Origin of the sequence: Sporosarcina sp. NCCP-2222 (genome assembly GCF_023168145.1) — a bacterium.
Lineage (GTDB): Bacteria > Bacillota > Bacilli > Bacillales_A > Planococcaceae > Sporosarcina.
This window is the reverse complement of record NZ_BQYK01000011.1, coordinates 1-14297: the sequence shown is the minus strand read 5'-3', so window position 1 is coordinate 14297 and position 14297 is coordinate 1. Positions and strand designations below refer to the sequence as shown.

15 protein-coding genes are annotated in these 14297 nt (G+C 43.6%); 9 read left to right on the top strand and 6 right to left on the bottom strand.

Annotated elements, in window-relative coordinates:
* Nucleotides 1–126: 126 nt before the first annotated feature.
* The 3 genes from pfkB to NCCP2222_RS18305 are packed head-to-tail and all read left to right on the top strand — an operon-like array spanning nucleotide 127 to nucleotide 3014.
* Nucleotides 127–1056, top strand: coding sequence for a 1-phosphofructokinase (gene pfkB / locus NCCP2222_RS18315; protein ID WP_248513835.1), 930 nt, complete (start codon nucleotides 127–129; stop codon nucleotides 1054–1056).
* Nucleotides 1057–1071: 15 nt separating this feature from the next.
* Nucleotides 1072–2088 (top strand): SIS domain-containing protein, encoded by a 1017-nt coding sequence (locus NCCP2222_RS18310; RefSeq protein ID WP_248513834.1) that lies wholly within the window; start codon nucleotides 1072–1074, stop codon nucleotides 2086–2088.
* 14 nt (nucleotides 2089–2102) lie between these two features.
* The gene (locus tag NCCP2222_RS18305) at nucleotides 2103–3014 is read left to right on the top strand and encodes an ROK family protein (RefSeq protein WP_248513833.1); all 912 of its coding nucleotides are present in this window, start codon (nucleotides 2103–2105) and stop codon (nucleotides 3012–3014) included.
* A 73-nt stretch (nucleotides 3015–3087) separates the two neighbouring features.
* Here the strand turns inward: NCCP2222_RS18305 and NCCP2222_RS18300 are convergent, their stop codons facing one another.
* From NCCP2222_RS18300 to NCCP2222_RS18285, 4 genes are all read right to left on the bottom strand, one after another.
* Complete coding sequence (locus NCCP2222_RS18300; RefSeq protein ID WP_248513832.1) at nucleotides 3088–4191, bottom strand: ABC transporter ATP-binding protein; 1104 nt, start codon at nucleotides 4189–4191, stop codon at nucleotides 3088–3090.
* Nucleotides 4192–4297: 106 nt separating this feature from the next.
* On the bottom strand, nucleotides 4298–5182 hold the full coding sequence (locus NCCP2222_RS18295; protein WP_248513831.1) for a PucR family transcriptional regulator: 885 nt from the start codon (nucleotides 5180–5182) through the stop codon (nucleotides 4298–4300).
* A 130-nt stretch (nucleotides 5183–5312) separates the two neighbouring features.
* Nucleotides 5313–6476: a hypothetical protein gene (locus NCCP2222_RS18290; RefSeq protein ID WP_248513830.1), complete on the bottom strand. Its 1164-nt coding sequence runs from the start codon at nucleotides 6474–6476 to the stop codon at nucleotides 5313–5315.
* Nucleotides 6477–6558: 82 nt separating this feature from the next.
* Nucleotides 6559–7305 (bottom strand): hypothetical protein, encoded by a 747-nt coding sequence (locus NCCP2222_RS18285; protein ID WP_248513829.1) that lies wholly within the window; start codon nucleotides 7303–7305, stop codon nucleotides 6559–6561.
* A gap of 407 nt (nucleotides 7306–7712) precedes the next feature.
* Here NCCP2222_RS18285 and NCCP2222_RS18280 point away from each other — a divergent pair, with 407 nt between their 5' ends.
* Both NCCP2222_RS18280 and NCCP2222_RS20800 read left to right on the top strand, forming a co-directional pair.
* Nucleotides 7713–8996: a helix-turn-helix domain-containing protein gene (locus tag NCCP2222_RS18280; RefSeq protein WP_282570735.1), complete on the top strand. Its 1284-nt coding sequence runs from the start codon at nucleotides 7713–7715 to the stop codon at nucleotides 8994–8996.
* Nucleotides 8993–9124, top strand: coding sequence for a hypothetical protein (locus tag NCCP2222_RS20800; RefSeq protein ID WP_282570734.1), 132 nt, complete (start codon nucleotides 8993–8995; stop codon nucleotides 9122–9124). Before NCCP2222_RS18280 ends, NCCP2222_RS20800 begins: the two co-directional genes overlap by 4 nt.
* Before the next feature lie 127 nt (nucleotides 9125–9251).
* Here the strand turns inward: NCCP2222_RS20800 and NCCP2222_RS18275 are convergent, their stop codons facing one another.
* Nucleotides 9252–9845, bottom strand: coding sequence for a dienelactone hydrolase family protein (locus NCCP2222_RS18275; protein WP_248513827.1), 594 nt, complete (start codon nucleotides 9843–9845; stop codon nucleotides 9252–9254).
* Between the two features lie 284 nt (nucleotides 9846–10129).
* On the opposite strand from NCCP2222_RS18275, the gene NCCP2222_RS18270 reads away from it, so the two are divergent.
* The 3 genes from NCCP2222_RS18270 to NCCP2222_RS18260 are packed head-to-tail and all read left to right on the top strand — an operon-like array spanning nucleotide 10130 to nucleotide 12951.
* A complete protein-coding gene (locus tag NCCP2222_RS18270; protein ID WP_248513826.1) occupies nucleotides 10130–11491 on the top strand; it encodes a sensor histidine kinase in 1362 nt (453 codons plus the stop codon).
* 36 nt (nucleotides 11492–11527) lie between these two features.
* Nucleotides 11528–12205: a response regulator transcription factor gene (locus NCCP2222_RS18265; RefSeq protein WP_248513825.1), complete on the top strand. Its 678-nt coding sequence runs from the start codon at nucleotides 11528–11530 to the stop codon at nucleotides 12203–12205.
* Nucleotides 12206–12219: 14 nt separating this feature from the next.
* Complete coding sequence (locus NCCP2222_RS18260; RefSeq protein ID WP_248513824.1) at nucleotides 12220–12951, top strand: urease accessory protein UreH domain-containing protein; 732 nt, start codon at nucleotides 12220–12222, stop codon at nucleotides 12949–12951.
* A gap of 17 nt (nucleotides 12952–12968) precedes the next feature.
* Here the strand turns inward: NCCP2222_RS18260 and cdaS are convergent, their stop codons facing one another.
* On the bottom strand, nucleotides 12969–13592 hold the full coding sequence (gene cdaS, locus NCCP2222_RS18255; RefSeq protein WP_375709217.1) for a sporulation-specific diadenylate cyclase CdaS: 624 nt from the start codon (nucleotides 13590–13592) through the stop codon (nucleotides 12969–12971).
* Between the two features lie 132 nt (nucleotides 13593–13724).
* On the opposite strand from cdaS, the gene NCCP2222_RS18250 reads away from it, so the two are divergent.
* Entirely contained in the window at nucleotides 13725–14060 is a 336-nt protein-coding gene (locus NCCP2222_RS18250) for a 2Fe-2S iron-sulfur cluster-binding protein (RefSeq protein ID WP_248513822.1), read from the top strand.
* Nucleotides 14061–14297 lie beyond the last annotated feature (237 nt).

Here is a 14297-nt window from a genome sequence, read left to right as displayed (position 1 = left end):
GTTTGCAGAAGAATTACGCGCATTTTTCAAACAGCAACCAGAGGAAAACGACCCGAGGAAATATTTCTTGCCGGCACGTGAAGCGGTGACGGAATTGGTGAAGACGAAAATTAGGATGCTGCAGGCATGATCACAACGATCACACTGAATGCTGCAATTGATCAAATCTATCAGGTTGACCGGCTGGAACGTGAAGCGGTCAACAGGGTGAAGGATGTTCACCAGGATGCTGGAGGTAAAGGGCTGAATGTGGCGAAAGTGTTGAAACAATTAGGTGCGAATGTGGATGCAGGCGGGTTCCTTGGGGGGATGAACGGCGAGCGGATTCTTGCGCTTGTCCGTGAGAAAGGGATCCCCGATGACTTCATTTCCATCGTAGGAGAGAGCCGTGTGTGCCTGACTATCATGGATGCGGAAACAGGAAAAGGGACTGAATTTCTAGAAGGTGGCCCAGTCATCCTCGATAAGGAATGGGAGAAGATGCTCAGTTGGCTAGAAAAGAAATCGAAACGGACAAAATGGTTTGCACTTTCTGGCAGTCTGCCGCAAGGTCTTCCTTCAGATGCATATGCCCAATTAATTGACATCATCCAGTCAAACGGGGCAAAAGCGATTCTGGATACGAGCGGAGAAGCCCTGCGGCACGGTATTGAGGCGAAACCGTTTGCTGTTAAGCCGAACGAGAAGGAGCTTGCCGAATTGCTTGGCGTTCCTGACTTATCATTGAGCCTCATGATTGAAGAAGGACACCGACTAGTGGAATCCGGCATTCCGCATGTTTGCTTTACACTTGGCGGTGAAGGGGCAGTAATCGTAAATCGTGAAGGCTGTTTCCGAGTAAAAGCGCCAGCTGTTCCCGTGAAGAATACGGTTGGCAGCGGAGATTCTTTTGTCGGTGGGTTAATTCAAGGATTTGAGGCGTCACATGATTGTTTTGAAGCATACAAACATGCCGTTGCCTGTGGGTCGGTTAATGCAGCACATATGGAAATCGGGCACGTCGATGCGTTGGAAGTAGAACGGATGTTGAAAGAAATAACGATAACGGAACTGTAATGGAGGATACCTACTATGCATACGTACAATGAAATTACGAATCAGGCGGAACAGTTGCAAAAGACATTGGGCATCATGGAAAAATCGAATATAGAAAGACTGGAAGTAGATCAAGTCATTTTCACAGGTTGTGGCACTTCTTTTTATTTGGCCTCCTCAGCGGCGAGATACTATCAGTTGGTGACAGGCCAGTTTGCTACAGCCGTCCCGGCATCTGAGCTGTTTTTGCACCAGTCAGGCCTTATTTTGGAAGGGAAGAAGTATTTAGTCGTCGGTATCTCTAGATCCGGAACGACATCCGAAATTATTATTGCGCTAGAACAATTAAAAGGGAAAGCTAACATTCGAACGCTCGCGGTCACTTGCAACGGCGACACGCCGATGGCTGAGATGGCGGATAACGTTATAGCCCTGGATCATATTTCAGAGCAGAGTGTCGTCATGACACAATCTTTCAGCAATATGATGTATGCCTTGCAGCTATACGCAACGAAAATGGCGTCATCAGAAGTAGACTTGGAAGAATTGCGGAAAGTGCCAGCACTGGTCTCGACAGTCATCGAAAACGGGATGCCCACCAAGCGGATTGCCAATGATTTGACAAAAAAACGTTTTATCTTCCTTGGATCTGGCCAATATAATGGACTTGCAAAGGAAGCGACCTTAAAACTGAAGGAAATGACTCAGACTGAATGTGAAAGCTATTCCAGCCTTGAATTCCGACATGGGCCTATTTCAATCGTGGATGAGACGACAGTCGTCATTTTGCTTGCACAGCAGGAAACAGCCAATTATGATCAGGCGCTCGTAACGGATATTCAAAAACTCGGTGGCCATGTACTCGTAATCGGTCCTGTCAGCGGAGGATTCCAAGCGGATCAAATTATTGAACTAGACGAATCCATCAGCGATCGCAATCGATATTCTCTATATGTGCCAACCCTTCAGATGCTTGCATATGACCGTGCCATCCGACTCGGATTCAATCCTGACCAGCCACGCAATCTGACCCAAGTCGTCAAATTGGCATAAGGCGGCGACAAAGAATGGGACATCGACTCGTTGCAGATATTGGAGGAACGAAAGTAGCAGCGTCACTCATGACAGCGGATGGAATGATTATGGGCACAATAGTGAAGCCAACTGAAAAAATTGATTCGGAAGCATTGTTTGCTTTGTTCATCTCGGCTTGTGATGAACTAGGCAAGCAAGCTGGACTGGAACGCGCACATATCGAAGGTATTGCTGTTGGATTACCTGGTATAGTGGATCGTGAAAAAGGAATAGCAGTTTATCAAAACAATTTGCCATGGCATGGTTTTCCCGTTAAAGAGCGTTTGCTGGAGCTCTATCCTGCTGCAGAAATTGAAATCGACAATGACGTATATATGGCAGCATGGGGTGAGTATAGGCGACGAAGTTTTCATCATGAAACTATGGTCTATTTGACGCTGAGCACCGGTATCTCTTGTGCAATTGTCCACGAAGGGAAGTTCATTCGGGGAGTCGGGATGGCAGGAGAAATAGGCTTTAGCCTGGCTGGTGAAGATATGCTCGAAAGGCATGTCTCCGGTCCTTCAATGGAATCGAAAGGGCAATCAGCTTTTGGCAATAAAGAGCTGACGTTGGAATCGATTATGGACCTTTATTACAAAGAAGATGCCCGCGCTGTCGCCATTGTAGACGAAGCCGTACAAGCATTGGCCAGGGAAGTGCATCATACATTGCTTCTTTTGGACCCGCATGCAATCGTGCTTGGAGGGGGCGTATTCAATCACCACCCAGCCCTTGTGGAAGTGGTTCGCAGGGAACTCAGCATTTACTTGCAGCACCCGTTATTCAAGGGGAAAGAGGAGCGAATTGAAGCGAGCCGCCATAAAGGAGAGGCGGGGCTTTGGGGGGCATTCCATTGTCTGGCTAAGCGGGAAAGCCGATTGGAGATTGTCAGTGATTTATAATTTATAACAAAAACAGGCGGAGAGAACAGTTTCATGCTCTCTCCGCCTGTTTTTTATTTAAACTGCCAATAGCCTAAAGCGTAATTCTGTTTTCTGTATCTTTAGTAAAGAAATGTACTTTTTTCATGTCGAACGCCAAGCGAAGATGCTGTCTCGGCTGTACATGGACATCTGCGGAAAGGCGGGCAATGAACGATTGGCCATTAATAGAAGAGTAAACCATCATTTCAGCACCGGTCAATTCTGCTACATCCACTTCCACATCCATTATGGATTCCGGACACTCTGCGAGAACCTCTTCTTTTTCGGAAATATGTTCCGGCCGGATGCCCAGGATGACTTCCTTGCCTTCATATCCTCCCTTTTTAAGGATCTCATAGGACGTATCCGGGATGGCAACAGAAACATTGCCGATCATAAAACGTCCCGCTGCTACTTTGCCTGTGAAGAAGTTCATGGCAGGAGAACCGATGAAACCCCCGACAAACACATTTGCAGGATTTTCATATACTTCCTTCGGCGTTCCGATCTGCTGGATCAATCCATCTTTCATGACAACGAGACGTGTGGCCATCGTCATCGCTTCGGTTTGATCATGCGTGACATATACTGTCGTTGTTCCGAGACGCTGATGAAGTTTCGAAATCTCGGCTCTCATTTGCACCCGAAGTTTAGCATCCAGATTTGATAATGGCTCATCCATCAAAAAGAGTTTTGCATCCCGGACAATGGCGCGTCCCAAGGCCACACGCTGACGTTGTCCACCCGAGAGGGCCTTCGGTTTCCGTGTCAAATACTCTTCCAGTCCAAGGATGTCCGCAGCTTTTCGAACCCTTTCGTCAATTTCCGTTTTGGAGAATTTCCGCAGCTTCAGGCCGAAAGCCATATTATCGTAGACGGTCATATGCGGATAAAGTGCATAGTTCTGGAATACCATGGCGATATCCCGATCCTTCGGTGCTACGTCATTCATTCGCTGTCCACCAATTCGGAGCTCCCCTTCTGAAATCTCTTCCAGTCCCGCAATCATCCGCAAGGTTGTCGATTTTCCGCAACCTGATGGGCCGACAAGGACGATGAACTCCTTTTCCTGTACATTTAAATTAAAATCCGAAACTGCTTTCGCAGAAGAATCCCCATAGTATTTCGCAACTCGATCCAATACCAGCTCTTCCATCTCTACACCCCTTCGTCTTATGTATAATTCCATGTTATCAATACGAAGGGAAGAAGGGTATGGACAACATGCACAAAAAGGGGGTCTCATCTATTGTGCAAGCTGTCTAGGTGCGGTCGGCTAGGAGGCTGGCATAGTAAGCAATCAATGCCCCATCAAAGTTCCGGACAGTTATTCCTGTCTTCTCCTGAAACTTGGAGAGCCGATATTGGAGTGTATTTCGGTGAATATGAAGCTTCTCGGCAGTGACGGAGGCATTAAAACCGTTTTCAAAGAACGTCCGGACAGTTTTCAGCAATTCGGTATCATGGCTGACGGGCTCAACGACTTGGCATTGTAAGACCGAATGAAGATGATCCGGCAGCTCCTGAATCAAAAGAGAAGGGAAAATCGATTCCACAGTCAAGATTTGCTGGTCAGGCAGGAGGGAGAGTCCTTTAGTAAACAAGTCTTCTTCCTGCTTGAAAAATGCCGGGAAGGTACTATCCGCTTGATGAAACTTCCCAATAAAAAGTTTTGTTTTAATGAAAAAATCACTCTCCAGTGCAGCTGCGAAAGACAAATAATCTTCATCCGTCTGTATGTATGTCGAGACTTTTTCTACTAAAAATGCGAGCTGTGAACTGACGGGGAGGAGTCGGATATTATCCTCGAAGAAAGCATGGACAGCTTCCTCCACTTCCCGCAAAGGTGTAGTCGGCTTTTCAAAAAACAGCTGTGTGATTCGTATATCCCTCCCTGCCTGCATCGGCACATCTCCTTGGCCTTTCAAAAACTGAATCCACTCATACGCCATCGTATTTCCGACGGGACGGGCAACTTCTTTAAGAAGAGAAGAAAGCAACGCATACTCTCGTGATGAAACTTCTTTTTTATCAACTACCAACCATCGGTCTTCGTATTCGAAGACATATTTGCTGGAATGGACGGCGGACGGCTTCTCTGAACGCAATTCCATGGAAGTGAATAGTGTCATTAACTGGGCAAGCATATGCTTCACATCTTTTCTGAATAGGTAATACTTTTATTATAGTACGAAGATAAGAGAGTAAGTAAGATTTATAAAAATGGGGTCAATAAAAAACTGGCAGGCTCTATTAGCATAAACCTGCCAGTTTTCATTAGCGTACAAAAAAGTCATAAGCAGCCACACGTTTTCCTTTCTGTTTAACCAGTTGATACATCTCTTCCAAACCGGTTACCGGCTGTTCTTCTATTCGCTCGCCTGATGCTAAGTCATACGTGTCGATCACATGCGACTCAGAAGATGCGTCATATCGGAAAACATAGAGGTCGCCTTCCTTAAAGAAGGTTTGCTCGGCCATGTAAGGTGAGCTTTCTTCGATTCCTTCAATCTGAAAAGAGGGCTCTGCTTCTCCCGTTTTCGTATTAAATCGATGAACTTCACCGAGTCCGTCTACATAGTAGAGGATGCCGTCGTGGATGGACGATGCGTTGCGCAGGTTAAAAGGAATGCGCAAACGATAGTCATCCGCATCTGAATAGGTCAGAAAGGGAACCGTTTTACTATCCCCTGTTTGTTCGTCGATTTCATAAATAGCGGCTGTCAGTTTTTCTGTATCGCTCATGAGCAAGTAAAACTTGCCGTCATTTTTCAAGATGGAAGAAAGGCCAAGCCGTTCGCCCAATGCGCCGAGAGACGCGACTTTCTCTATGTCCACTTCCTTTTCGAGCGGCATCCGCTGTAATGAAATATCTTCGGGTTCTCCCGTCACCATAATCAGTTCCCCGTCCGCGATGCCGGACATATGTAAATAGTAAGGGACATGTATGGTTTCAAATCCGTCTTCGCTGCCCACACGGATATTGGATTGGTACCCGCCGTCCTCGGTGAATCCAGAGTTATTTACACTATAAAAAAGCCCGTCCTGGAATCCGGTCACTTCCCCGGTATGCTCCTCCGTTTCCATGTCAAAGGTCTCCATGCCGTCCCGATTTACTAGAAAGATATTATTTCGGTCCTCCATGAATAAGGTGTCGTCAGAAGCGTACACACTGCCTAGTTCCAAGCCTTTCATTTTGAGAAGATCCGTTTTGCCGGCAGAATCGATGAAAACAGCAAAGCTAAGGCCGTCCCGATTCATATCCTGATCTGCTGTGGTGGAGAAGTAGAGGATCGCCTCGGTTTTCTGTTCCAAGTCTGATGAGACGGTTTCCTTGGACAAGGTACCGGCAGGTGTTTGACGGCTGTTTAAGAAGAGGTAAGAAATAAATACAATAGCAAGCATTGCAATGACGCCAATCCAAATCCAATTCTTCTTCATAGGTCTCCATCCTTCCTTAACGAGCATAGAACTAAGCAGACGCGAAGCCTGCTTAGTCCTGCTCGTAATAAACGTCAGTAGATTAGATCTTTCGCTTGAATACGGTTTGAGTTGCATCCCGGACGTCTCGCGGATACACCCCGAACCCTTTATCAACATCGAGATCCAGATTGCCGTGAAGCTTAAATGCGGACCAGATTAATTTGGAACAGTTTTTTGCTCCGCCGTGTCCCGTGTTTCGGTTGTTTGCGAAATTCAGCGAGTACGGTTGCCCGATTTCGCCATAGGCCCATGACGTGGCATTTGTCTTGTTTGTGCTGCTCGTTGAGATGGATTTCACGACAGCCCCTTTATCCACTTTTCGGACATTCGCGGAAATGCTTCGGACACCTGAAGGGTAGATCGATTCCACGATGACATTGCTAGAATAATAAAGCCCGACATGCCCATGATTAATATATGCAGTAGCGGAAGGAGTATAATAGAAATCTCCACGGGCACTTGGTCCGACAATATAAAGGGCAGATGAATCGCCGCCCTGGATGTCGGCATCACCGGAGATGGCGTTTTCTTCAGCAAGCTGCTTTGCTTCTTCCTCGGCCATCTGGTTTTGTTTTTCCATTTCATTGTACATCGCTTCGTAGATCTCAGCCTCGCTCATTCCTGTCGAAACTGTCAGCTCATTCACTTGCTTGGCGAGCTCCTCGGCGGAAACGCCGGGCTGCATGGAAACGATTTGATCTGCGTATGATACTGTCGATGCTTGGACGGAGAATTGAGAACTTCCTACGAGAAACCCTGTTAAAACCAATGCGGCAACTTTTTTCACGTGTATCGCTCCCTTTGTGAAGTTGACTGGCCAGTCTGCCTTCAAAATTGTATGTTGTCCAACATAACTAAACTATATCATATTTGATAGAATAGTTTAAATTTTGAATAAAAGCAAAAGGTTTATTTTTTCAGGATGAATAAATGAATTCGCGCAATAGAATACTTGTCATTTGACAATAATTTATTAATCAAGGAAGCAATAGGATGAAGGAAAGTAGGTAAATGGAATAAAAGTTAATAGATATATAGAACGGGAGATGAAAGAAGAGGAGGTAAGAAGAATCATTTGTGAAAAAGCAAAATAAGGAATTAAGAATGAAAATTTAAAATTTATTGAAATTATTATTGTCAACAATTGTAATACTCCTTACAATAGATTGCAAGAGAAGGATTGGAGGGGAGAATATGCATATCGGTAGCCGCATTCAAAAATTGCGGGAGGAGAAGGGGCTATCGCAAAAGGAGGCAAGCTTCGGCGTTATATCTACTTCCCACTATAGCAATGTCGAGTGTGGGCGATTTGTGCCTTCCGAAGACGTCCTGCACTTGCTTGCCGATCGATTTGAAGTTCCCGTCGCCTATTTGCTCGACAGCGAGAAGTACGATCCGGTGCTGCAATCGCTTTTGGAGGAATATGAAGAGTTACTTTCTCAAGAAACAGATCATATTAGCCGTTTTACGACTAAACATGCTGCAAAATTCACTTACATCCCTTCCCTTCTACAAGAATCCACTTTCAACGTTTTAAAATATATTGATTTGGTTAGGGCTGGGGAAATTAAACAAGCCCAAATACACTACACCAAAGAGATAATCCACCTTTCGAAAACGGATATAGAAACAAATAAACCCCTCTTAAAAAACTATCTGTATATTTCCGGACTTTATTGTTATTTTAATAAAAATTATCGACAGAGCATCTCCTACAGCAAAGCTATCTTGGAACTGGCCAGAGAAGAGGAGACAATGGCTAAAGCATTTTACAACATGTCTCTTGCATTATTTCAACTGTATGATTACGCCGATGCCTTAGACTATGTAAACAAAGCGCAGCAACAATACATTAACCTGCATAATTGGAAAGCCGCATGTGATTGCTATAATCTCGCAGCCACGATATTTGTAGAACTAAACAAAATGTCAGAAGCAAATAAGCAGATTCAAAAAGGATTCAGTGTCCTTGGTGACACGGTATCCGAAACCTCCGCAAAACTCTATCACAATCTAGCCTATATTCAGTTTCGAGAGAAAAACTATTATGATGCGTTGAAGACCATTAATCAATGCATTGAACTCAAACAAAAAGTTCGCAGCAAGAACCTCATCATCTCCTACACCTTAAAGATATCCATCTTATTTCACCTAGAAGATTTCAAGGCAATCCAGGGCAATTTACAACAGCTTCAGCAATTCAATTTGCAGGAGAGGGAGAGTATCCAGTTGCGTTATATGGAAAGCAAAATGTATTTCGCAGTGCGTGAATTCCCACTTTATGAAAGAAAAATGCAGGGCTGTATACAATATTTTAGGAAGAATGAAGAATGGAAACTCCTGAAAGAAGCAGCCCGGCATTTATCATTGTATTATGCCAACCATAAAAAATATAAGTTGGCCCACCAATATCAAGACTTATGTATCTTGAGCTACCAGCGATTGATGATGGAAGTGAAGGGAGGTGAAACAGAGTGAAGAAACGACTCATGCTCTTTTGTGCCACATTCGGCATTTTATTTTCCTTGGCGCTTAGTCCAGCTGCCTTAGCAGATTCAGTAATCAACGGAGAGCCGGAAGTGGGGCCGCCGCATAATGCGAAATAAAGAAATTATACTTTTTTGTACACGCTATTATGTAGCGTGTTTTTTTAGTGAGCGGGAAAAACAAGTGTTATGTTGAACTAAAAATGCCTTTTACTTCTCAAACGCACTCGTTTGGTGAATAAGGAATTCAGTTGCTATTGAAAAAGTGCAATGTTTCTCTATATGTATTTTGAGCTAATTCTTCATTGTATCTAAAAGAATATGGGTCGCTAAATCCGTGTTCACCGCTACATATTTGTACATCTATATTAGGTTTATTTATAGTTGACACTAAATCATCTACTTTAAATGTTTTTTCGGCTTTTGGGAAAAATAACAATACAGGGCATTTTGGATTCATATTTACATAGTCCCGAATGCGTGAACCATAGTATCCAACAATCCCATCAACACACTCTTCCTCACTACACAACCAAGCAATCGTTGCCCCTATACTGAATCCAATGATAAATACCTTTGAATACTCATCTTGACAATCTGACAATAATTTTTTTATTTTTGTTAATCCGTTCTTAAAACCAATAGTGTTCATGAAATGTTGGTAAGCATTTATTTCTTGAGAATAATCAAAGGCTACTTCATGTTCTAATAAATTTGGGCAAATGACATCAAAATTTTGTTTTGATAGCAATTCACATACATCGATCATATGTTGGTTAATTCCATATATTTCATGAACGACAATAATTAGTTTGTCTGACTTTTTGTTTATTTTGAGCAACCTTTTCACCCCTTTAATGAAATGATAAAAGCACAGTTTTTACTGTTTCTTTTTCTCAATAAACTGCAACACTCTATCGTTCAATTTCTATTTTTAATCTTATTATTTTTTGGACACTTATTCAATGTAACGTTTAAAAACTTAAGCTTATGCTAGTCTTACTAGAACGGAAGAATGATTCATAACTTTCGAATGCTAAAGAAGAAAAGCTGCAGCTAATCATTCTGCATACTTACTCCATAATTTTCTTCTATAATAATTCTGGAAGAGAGGCGAACACGAACTTGAATAGAATCTCGACAAAATTAACGGTGTATTTTTTCGTCACCGTATTAATTATGGAAACATCACTTATGCTTTACCTTCATAAAAATATTATTAATTCGAGGACTGAGGAAGAATTCAACCGATTGCTGGCAAACGGCTCCAATCATCGAGATGTTCTGACAGCCTACTTTTCCGACACGACGATGAAGCATATTGTTCTGATGGAGAAGGATGGAGATCGTGAAGTTCTCATAACTAATGCAAGTGGGGAAATTATAAGCAGTTCTAATGAAAAAGGAGAGAGACTCCAAAAATACCTTCCGCCTTTGGAAACAATTAACGCGACGGAGGATCAAATACTTTATGCGGATTGGAAAGACATGCCGTATATTATTAGCGTTCATCCGTATCATGTGGAATCCGGTCAGACGGGCTACGTCATTATGTTCCAAAGTACCGCGTCCATTAATCATTTGGTCGCCAAATTGAATATGCACTTTGGAATGGCTGGCGTAACGAGTGTCGCTGCTTTATTCATCATCTACGCTTTTCTGTCCAAGTTTTTGACGCGTCCCTTAATCAGAATGAAGGAAGCAACGGAGAAACTAAGCATGGGTGACTTCGATGTCAGCCTTCCGGCCATTGGGAAAGACGAGCTGGGTGAATTGTCAGGTTCCATTCAAAAGCTCGCAGGAGATTTGGAACGTTTGACGGTGGAACGCAATGAATTTTTAGCAGCTACTGCCCATGAACTGAGCACACCTTTGACGTATTTGAATGGATATTCAAAAGTCGCTAGGAGACAAGGCATACAGGAAGCGGAACGCAACCGGTATCTTGACATTATTGCAGAGGAATCCGAACGGATGAAGGACTTGGTGAACAATTTGTTAGACTTGGCCAAGATGGATGAAAACTCATTTCCAGTTACAAAGGAGTATTTCTGGGCGGATTCTTTTATTCAACATGTGATCAAGTTGGTCGAACCTTCCTTTGGAATAAAGAAGCTGGATCTTGAACTTGAGCTGGAAGGAGATTTTAGAATTTATGCAGATCCTCTCCGCTTAGAGCAAATTTTAATGAATTTATTGGATAATGCGCTGAAATATTCAAACGAAGCATCGGTAGTGACGTTACAAGTGTTTAAGAAAGAGGATAAAACCGTCTTTATTATTACAGATAGAGGCATCGGAATTCCAGAACAGTATTTGCCTTTTATCTTTGAAAAGCTGTATCGGGTGGAAAAATCACGTTCACGCACATATGGCGGGTCAGGCATCGGACTGTCTGTCGTTAAGGAACTTGTTGAAGCGCATGGGGGTTCCATTGAAGTGACAAGTCTGCTTGGCCAAGGCAGCAAGTTTACAGTCACGCTGTGATCAGATTACATGGAGGGGCTGAAGGGAGGTCTATATATGCAAACCATTTTATTGGTCGATGATGAACAGCGAATGCTGGAATTGATTGAGTTATTCCTTCTGCCGCACGGCTTCAGATGTATAAAAGCGCAGAACGGTGAGAAGGCATTAGAACTATTGGTGACTGAAAAAATCAGTCTCGTTCTCTTGGACGTGATGATGCCCGATATGGATGGATGGGAGGTATGCAAAAAAATTCGTCAAATATCAGATATACCGATTATCATGTTAACAGCACGGGCGAATAAGGCGGATTTGGTAAAGGGGCTGGAAACAGGTGCAGATGACTATATCACAAAGCCCTTTGATGACAGGGAACTTGTTGCCAGAGTCCGAGCCATGTTGCGACGGTCGCATTCTTCGGAGAAAGAGTCTGAAGTAATTGTAGAAGGAAGATTTACATTGGACAAAGAAACATATGCCCTTTATTACGATGAGTTGCGGGCGCAGTTGACACTCAAAGAATTCCTTATTCTCGAAACATTACTGTCACGACCAAAAAAAACGTTCACAAGAGATGAGTTGTTACAGGCGGCCTGGGACTATAATACATACACGGATATTCGGACGGTCGACTCTCATATACGAAACTTGAGAGATAAATTAAAATTGGCCGGTTTTCCGACCGAGGAGTTTATTAAAACAGTGTGGGGAATCGGATATAAGTGGAAATAGGTGGTGGGTAAGCAGTGTATGGATGGATGTCTGCAATCAGCCAATGGATAACAGAACCGGTAACTGTTCTGCTTCAATCGTATGAGCAATATCCAATAGTGGTGGCCTTTCTATTAGGCGTTATTGGGGCGGTGGCACCATGCCAGCTGACCGGTAATTTGAGTGCCGTCACGTTATATGGCAATCAAACCATTCAATTGGAGAAGAGGTTTGATATTGCTGCTTTTATCGGCGGGAAGGTGGCAGTATTCAGCTTGCTTGGACTGTTCGCCTGGATGCTCGGGGACGTCTTCTCAACGACCTTAACGGGGTATTTTCCTGTTTTCCGCAAGATGATTGGTCCATTACTTATCGTAACGGGGCTTGTTATGATCGGTATGCTTCGATTTGGATTTCTAAGGAGCATACCGATACGTATGCCAATGAAATGGAATAGTGTAAGGGTCGGTTCTTTTTTGCTGGGGGCCAGCTTCTCACTGGCTTTTTGTCCGACCATGTTCGTCCTATTTTTCTTTTGGCTCATGCCGCTTGTGGCAACAAATGCATATGGGTTCCTGCTGCCATCTGTTTTCGGGATAGCCACTTCGCTGCCGCTTCTACTTCTTTTACTGTTCATATGGTTTTTTGATGCAAAACGGCTTGTAATGAGGATTAGCAGGAGAGTAGGCTTGTTGGTTCAACGTTTGGCCGGGGGCCTTATAATTCTAATTGGAATTGCCGACTCCATCACGTATTGGAGTCTATAAAGATCTATTGCCTTTCGTCAATAGGTATGGGTACTGATTGGGTAGAGCTGGCCTTTAAAGGCGAAGGAAATTCTCCCTGTTTCTTCGGAAACCACAAGCACTAGGGCATCACTTTGTTCAGTTAAACCCAACGCTGCACGATGTCGTGTGCCAAGCTTCCGCTCCCCACTAAATCTGCTCGATAATGGAAGGACATTAGTTGCGGAAACGATTTTATTTCGATTCACCAGCACAGCCCCGTCATGGAGGGGATTCCCTGGATAAAAGATAGATTCAAGCAACGAGTGGGTTAATTCGGCGCCAATTTCAATACCGGGCTTCAAAAAGGGCACGAGGGAATCTTCCCGTTGAATTACGATTAAGCCGCCATGTCTAAGTTTAGACATGTTTTGAATGCTAACCGATAACTCTGGATATTTATCTGTGAACGGAGATAAGTAACAGTTCAAATAAAAGGTGGCAGCTTGCATTTCAATGAAGAAAAAGTGTTCTTTAATTTTCTCGAAATTGCCAAGGAGGCAATCGGATTCATCGTGGATCGCTTCCAAATTATGTTGAATCGCCTCTATAATCTGACGCATTTCATCTTGGAGTATTTCCCTCATTGGTGAAAAATCACATATTGGTTTATCCAAATCCATGTAGCTCCTTTGGTCAATAAAAATATCTGTCGTCTAAAGTGTATCCACGAGCAGATGATTTAAACTTCATGTTTAAAGAGAACCGACATGTAAAAGAATAAGTGGAAAGCCGATAAGTTGAGGTGAGGAGACATGAATGTCATTACTATTTTTGGCGGAGATAGCTTTGAGGTAGAGACAGGTAAAAAGTTAGTACTGGCCTTAGAGGATAATGGAGTCAATATTCTACATCGCTGTGGCGGGAATGCCAAATGCACCACGTGTCGAGTGGAAGTGATGGCTGGCGGATACCAAGAAGTGACGCAAAAGGAGAAAAAGGCATTTGCAGACAAGGGAATTGATAACCTCTTGCACGACGATTGCTTGCGTTTATCATGTCAAATGATTGTGGCTGGCGATATTACAGTACGCCCCATTCTTACGGTTGAAAGCACTGGAAAGTCAGCCGGTCCAAGACCTGCTGACTGAACGAGGGTAGGCAGGGAATCTATCTACTTATCTCGGTACTTTTTGACATAACACGGTCTGTCTAAAGGAAATGGGGAACAGTGGTTATGCTGTTCCTTTTTAAATCATTGCGGAATAACTGATGTTCCCCCGGATTAACTGGCGTTCGTACGGCTTATCTGGCGTTCGCACGGATTATCTGGCGTTCGCACGGATTATCTGGCGTTCGTACGGATTATCTGGCGTTCGCACGGATTA

What these genes read in the sequence shown, in the direction of transcription:
- pfkB (WP_248513835.1), top strand. Translation starts at nt 127, where the DNA reads ATGATCACAACGATCACACTGAATGCTGCAATTGATCAAATCTATCAG.
- NCCP2222_RS18310 (WP_248513834.1), top strand. Translation starts at nt 1,072, where the DNA reads ATGCATACGTACAATGAAATTACGAATCAGGCGGAACAGTTGCAAAAG.
- NCCP2222_RS18305 (WP_248513833.1), top strand. Translation starts at nt 2,103, where the DNA reads ATGGGACATCGACTCGTTGCAGATATTGGAGGAACGAAAGTAGCAGCG.
- NCCP2222_RS18300 (WP_248513832.1), bottom strand. Translation starts at nt 4,191, where the DNA reads ATGGAAGAGCTGGTATTGGATCGAGTTGCGAAATACTATGGGGATTCT.
- NCCP2222_RS18295 (WP_248513831.1), bottom strand. Translation starts at nt 5,182, where the DNA reads ATGCTTGCCCAGTTAATGACACTATTCACTTCCATGGAATTGCGTTCA.
- NCCP2222_RS18290 (WP_248513830.1), bottom strand. Translation starts at nt 6,476, where the DNA reads ATGAAGAAGAATTGGATTTGGATTGGCGTCATTGCAATGCTTGCTATT.
- NCCP2222_RS18280 (WP_282570735.1), top strand. Translation starts at nt 7,713, where the DNA reads ATGCATATCGGTAGCCGCATTCAAAAATTGCGGGAGGAGAAGGGGCTA.
- NCCP2222_RS18265 (WP_248513825.1), top strand. Translation starts at nt 11,528, where the DNA reads ATGCAAACCATTTTATTGGTCGATGATGAACAGCGAATGCTGGAATTG.
- cdaS (WP_375709217.1), bottom strand. Translation starts at nt 13,592, where the DNA reads ATGGATTTGGATAAACCAATATGTGATTTTTCACCAATGAGGGAAATA.
- NCCP2222_RS18250 (WP_248513822.1), top strand. Translation starts at nt 13,725, where the DNA reads ATGAATGTCATTACTATTTTTGGCGGAGATAGCTTTGAGGTAGAGACA.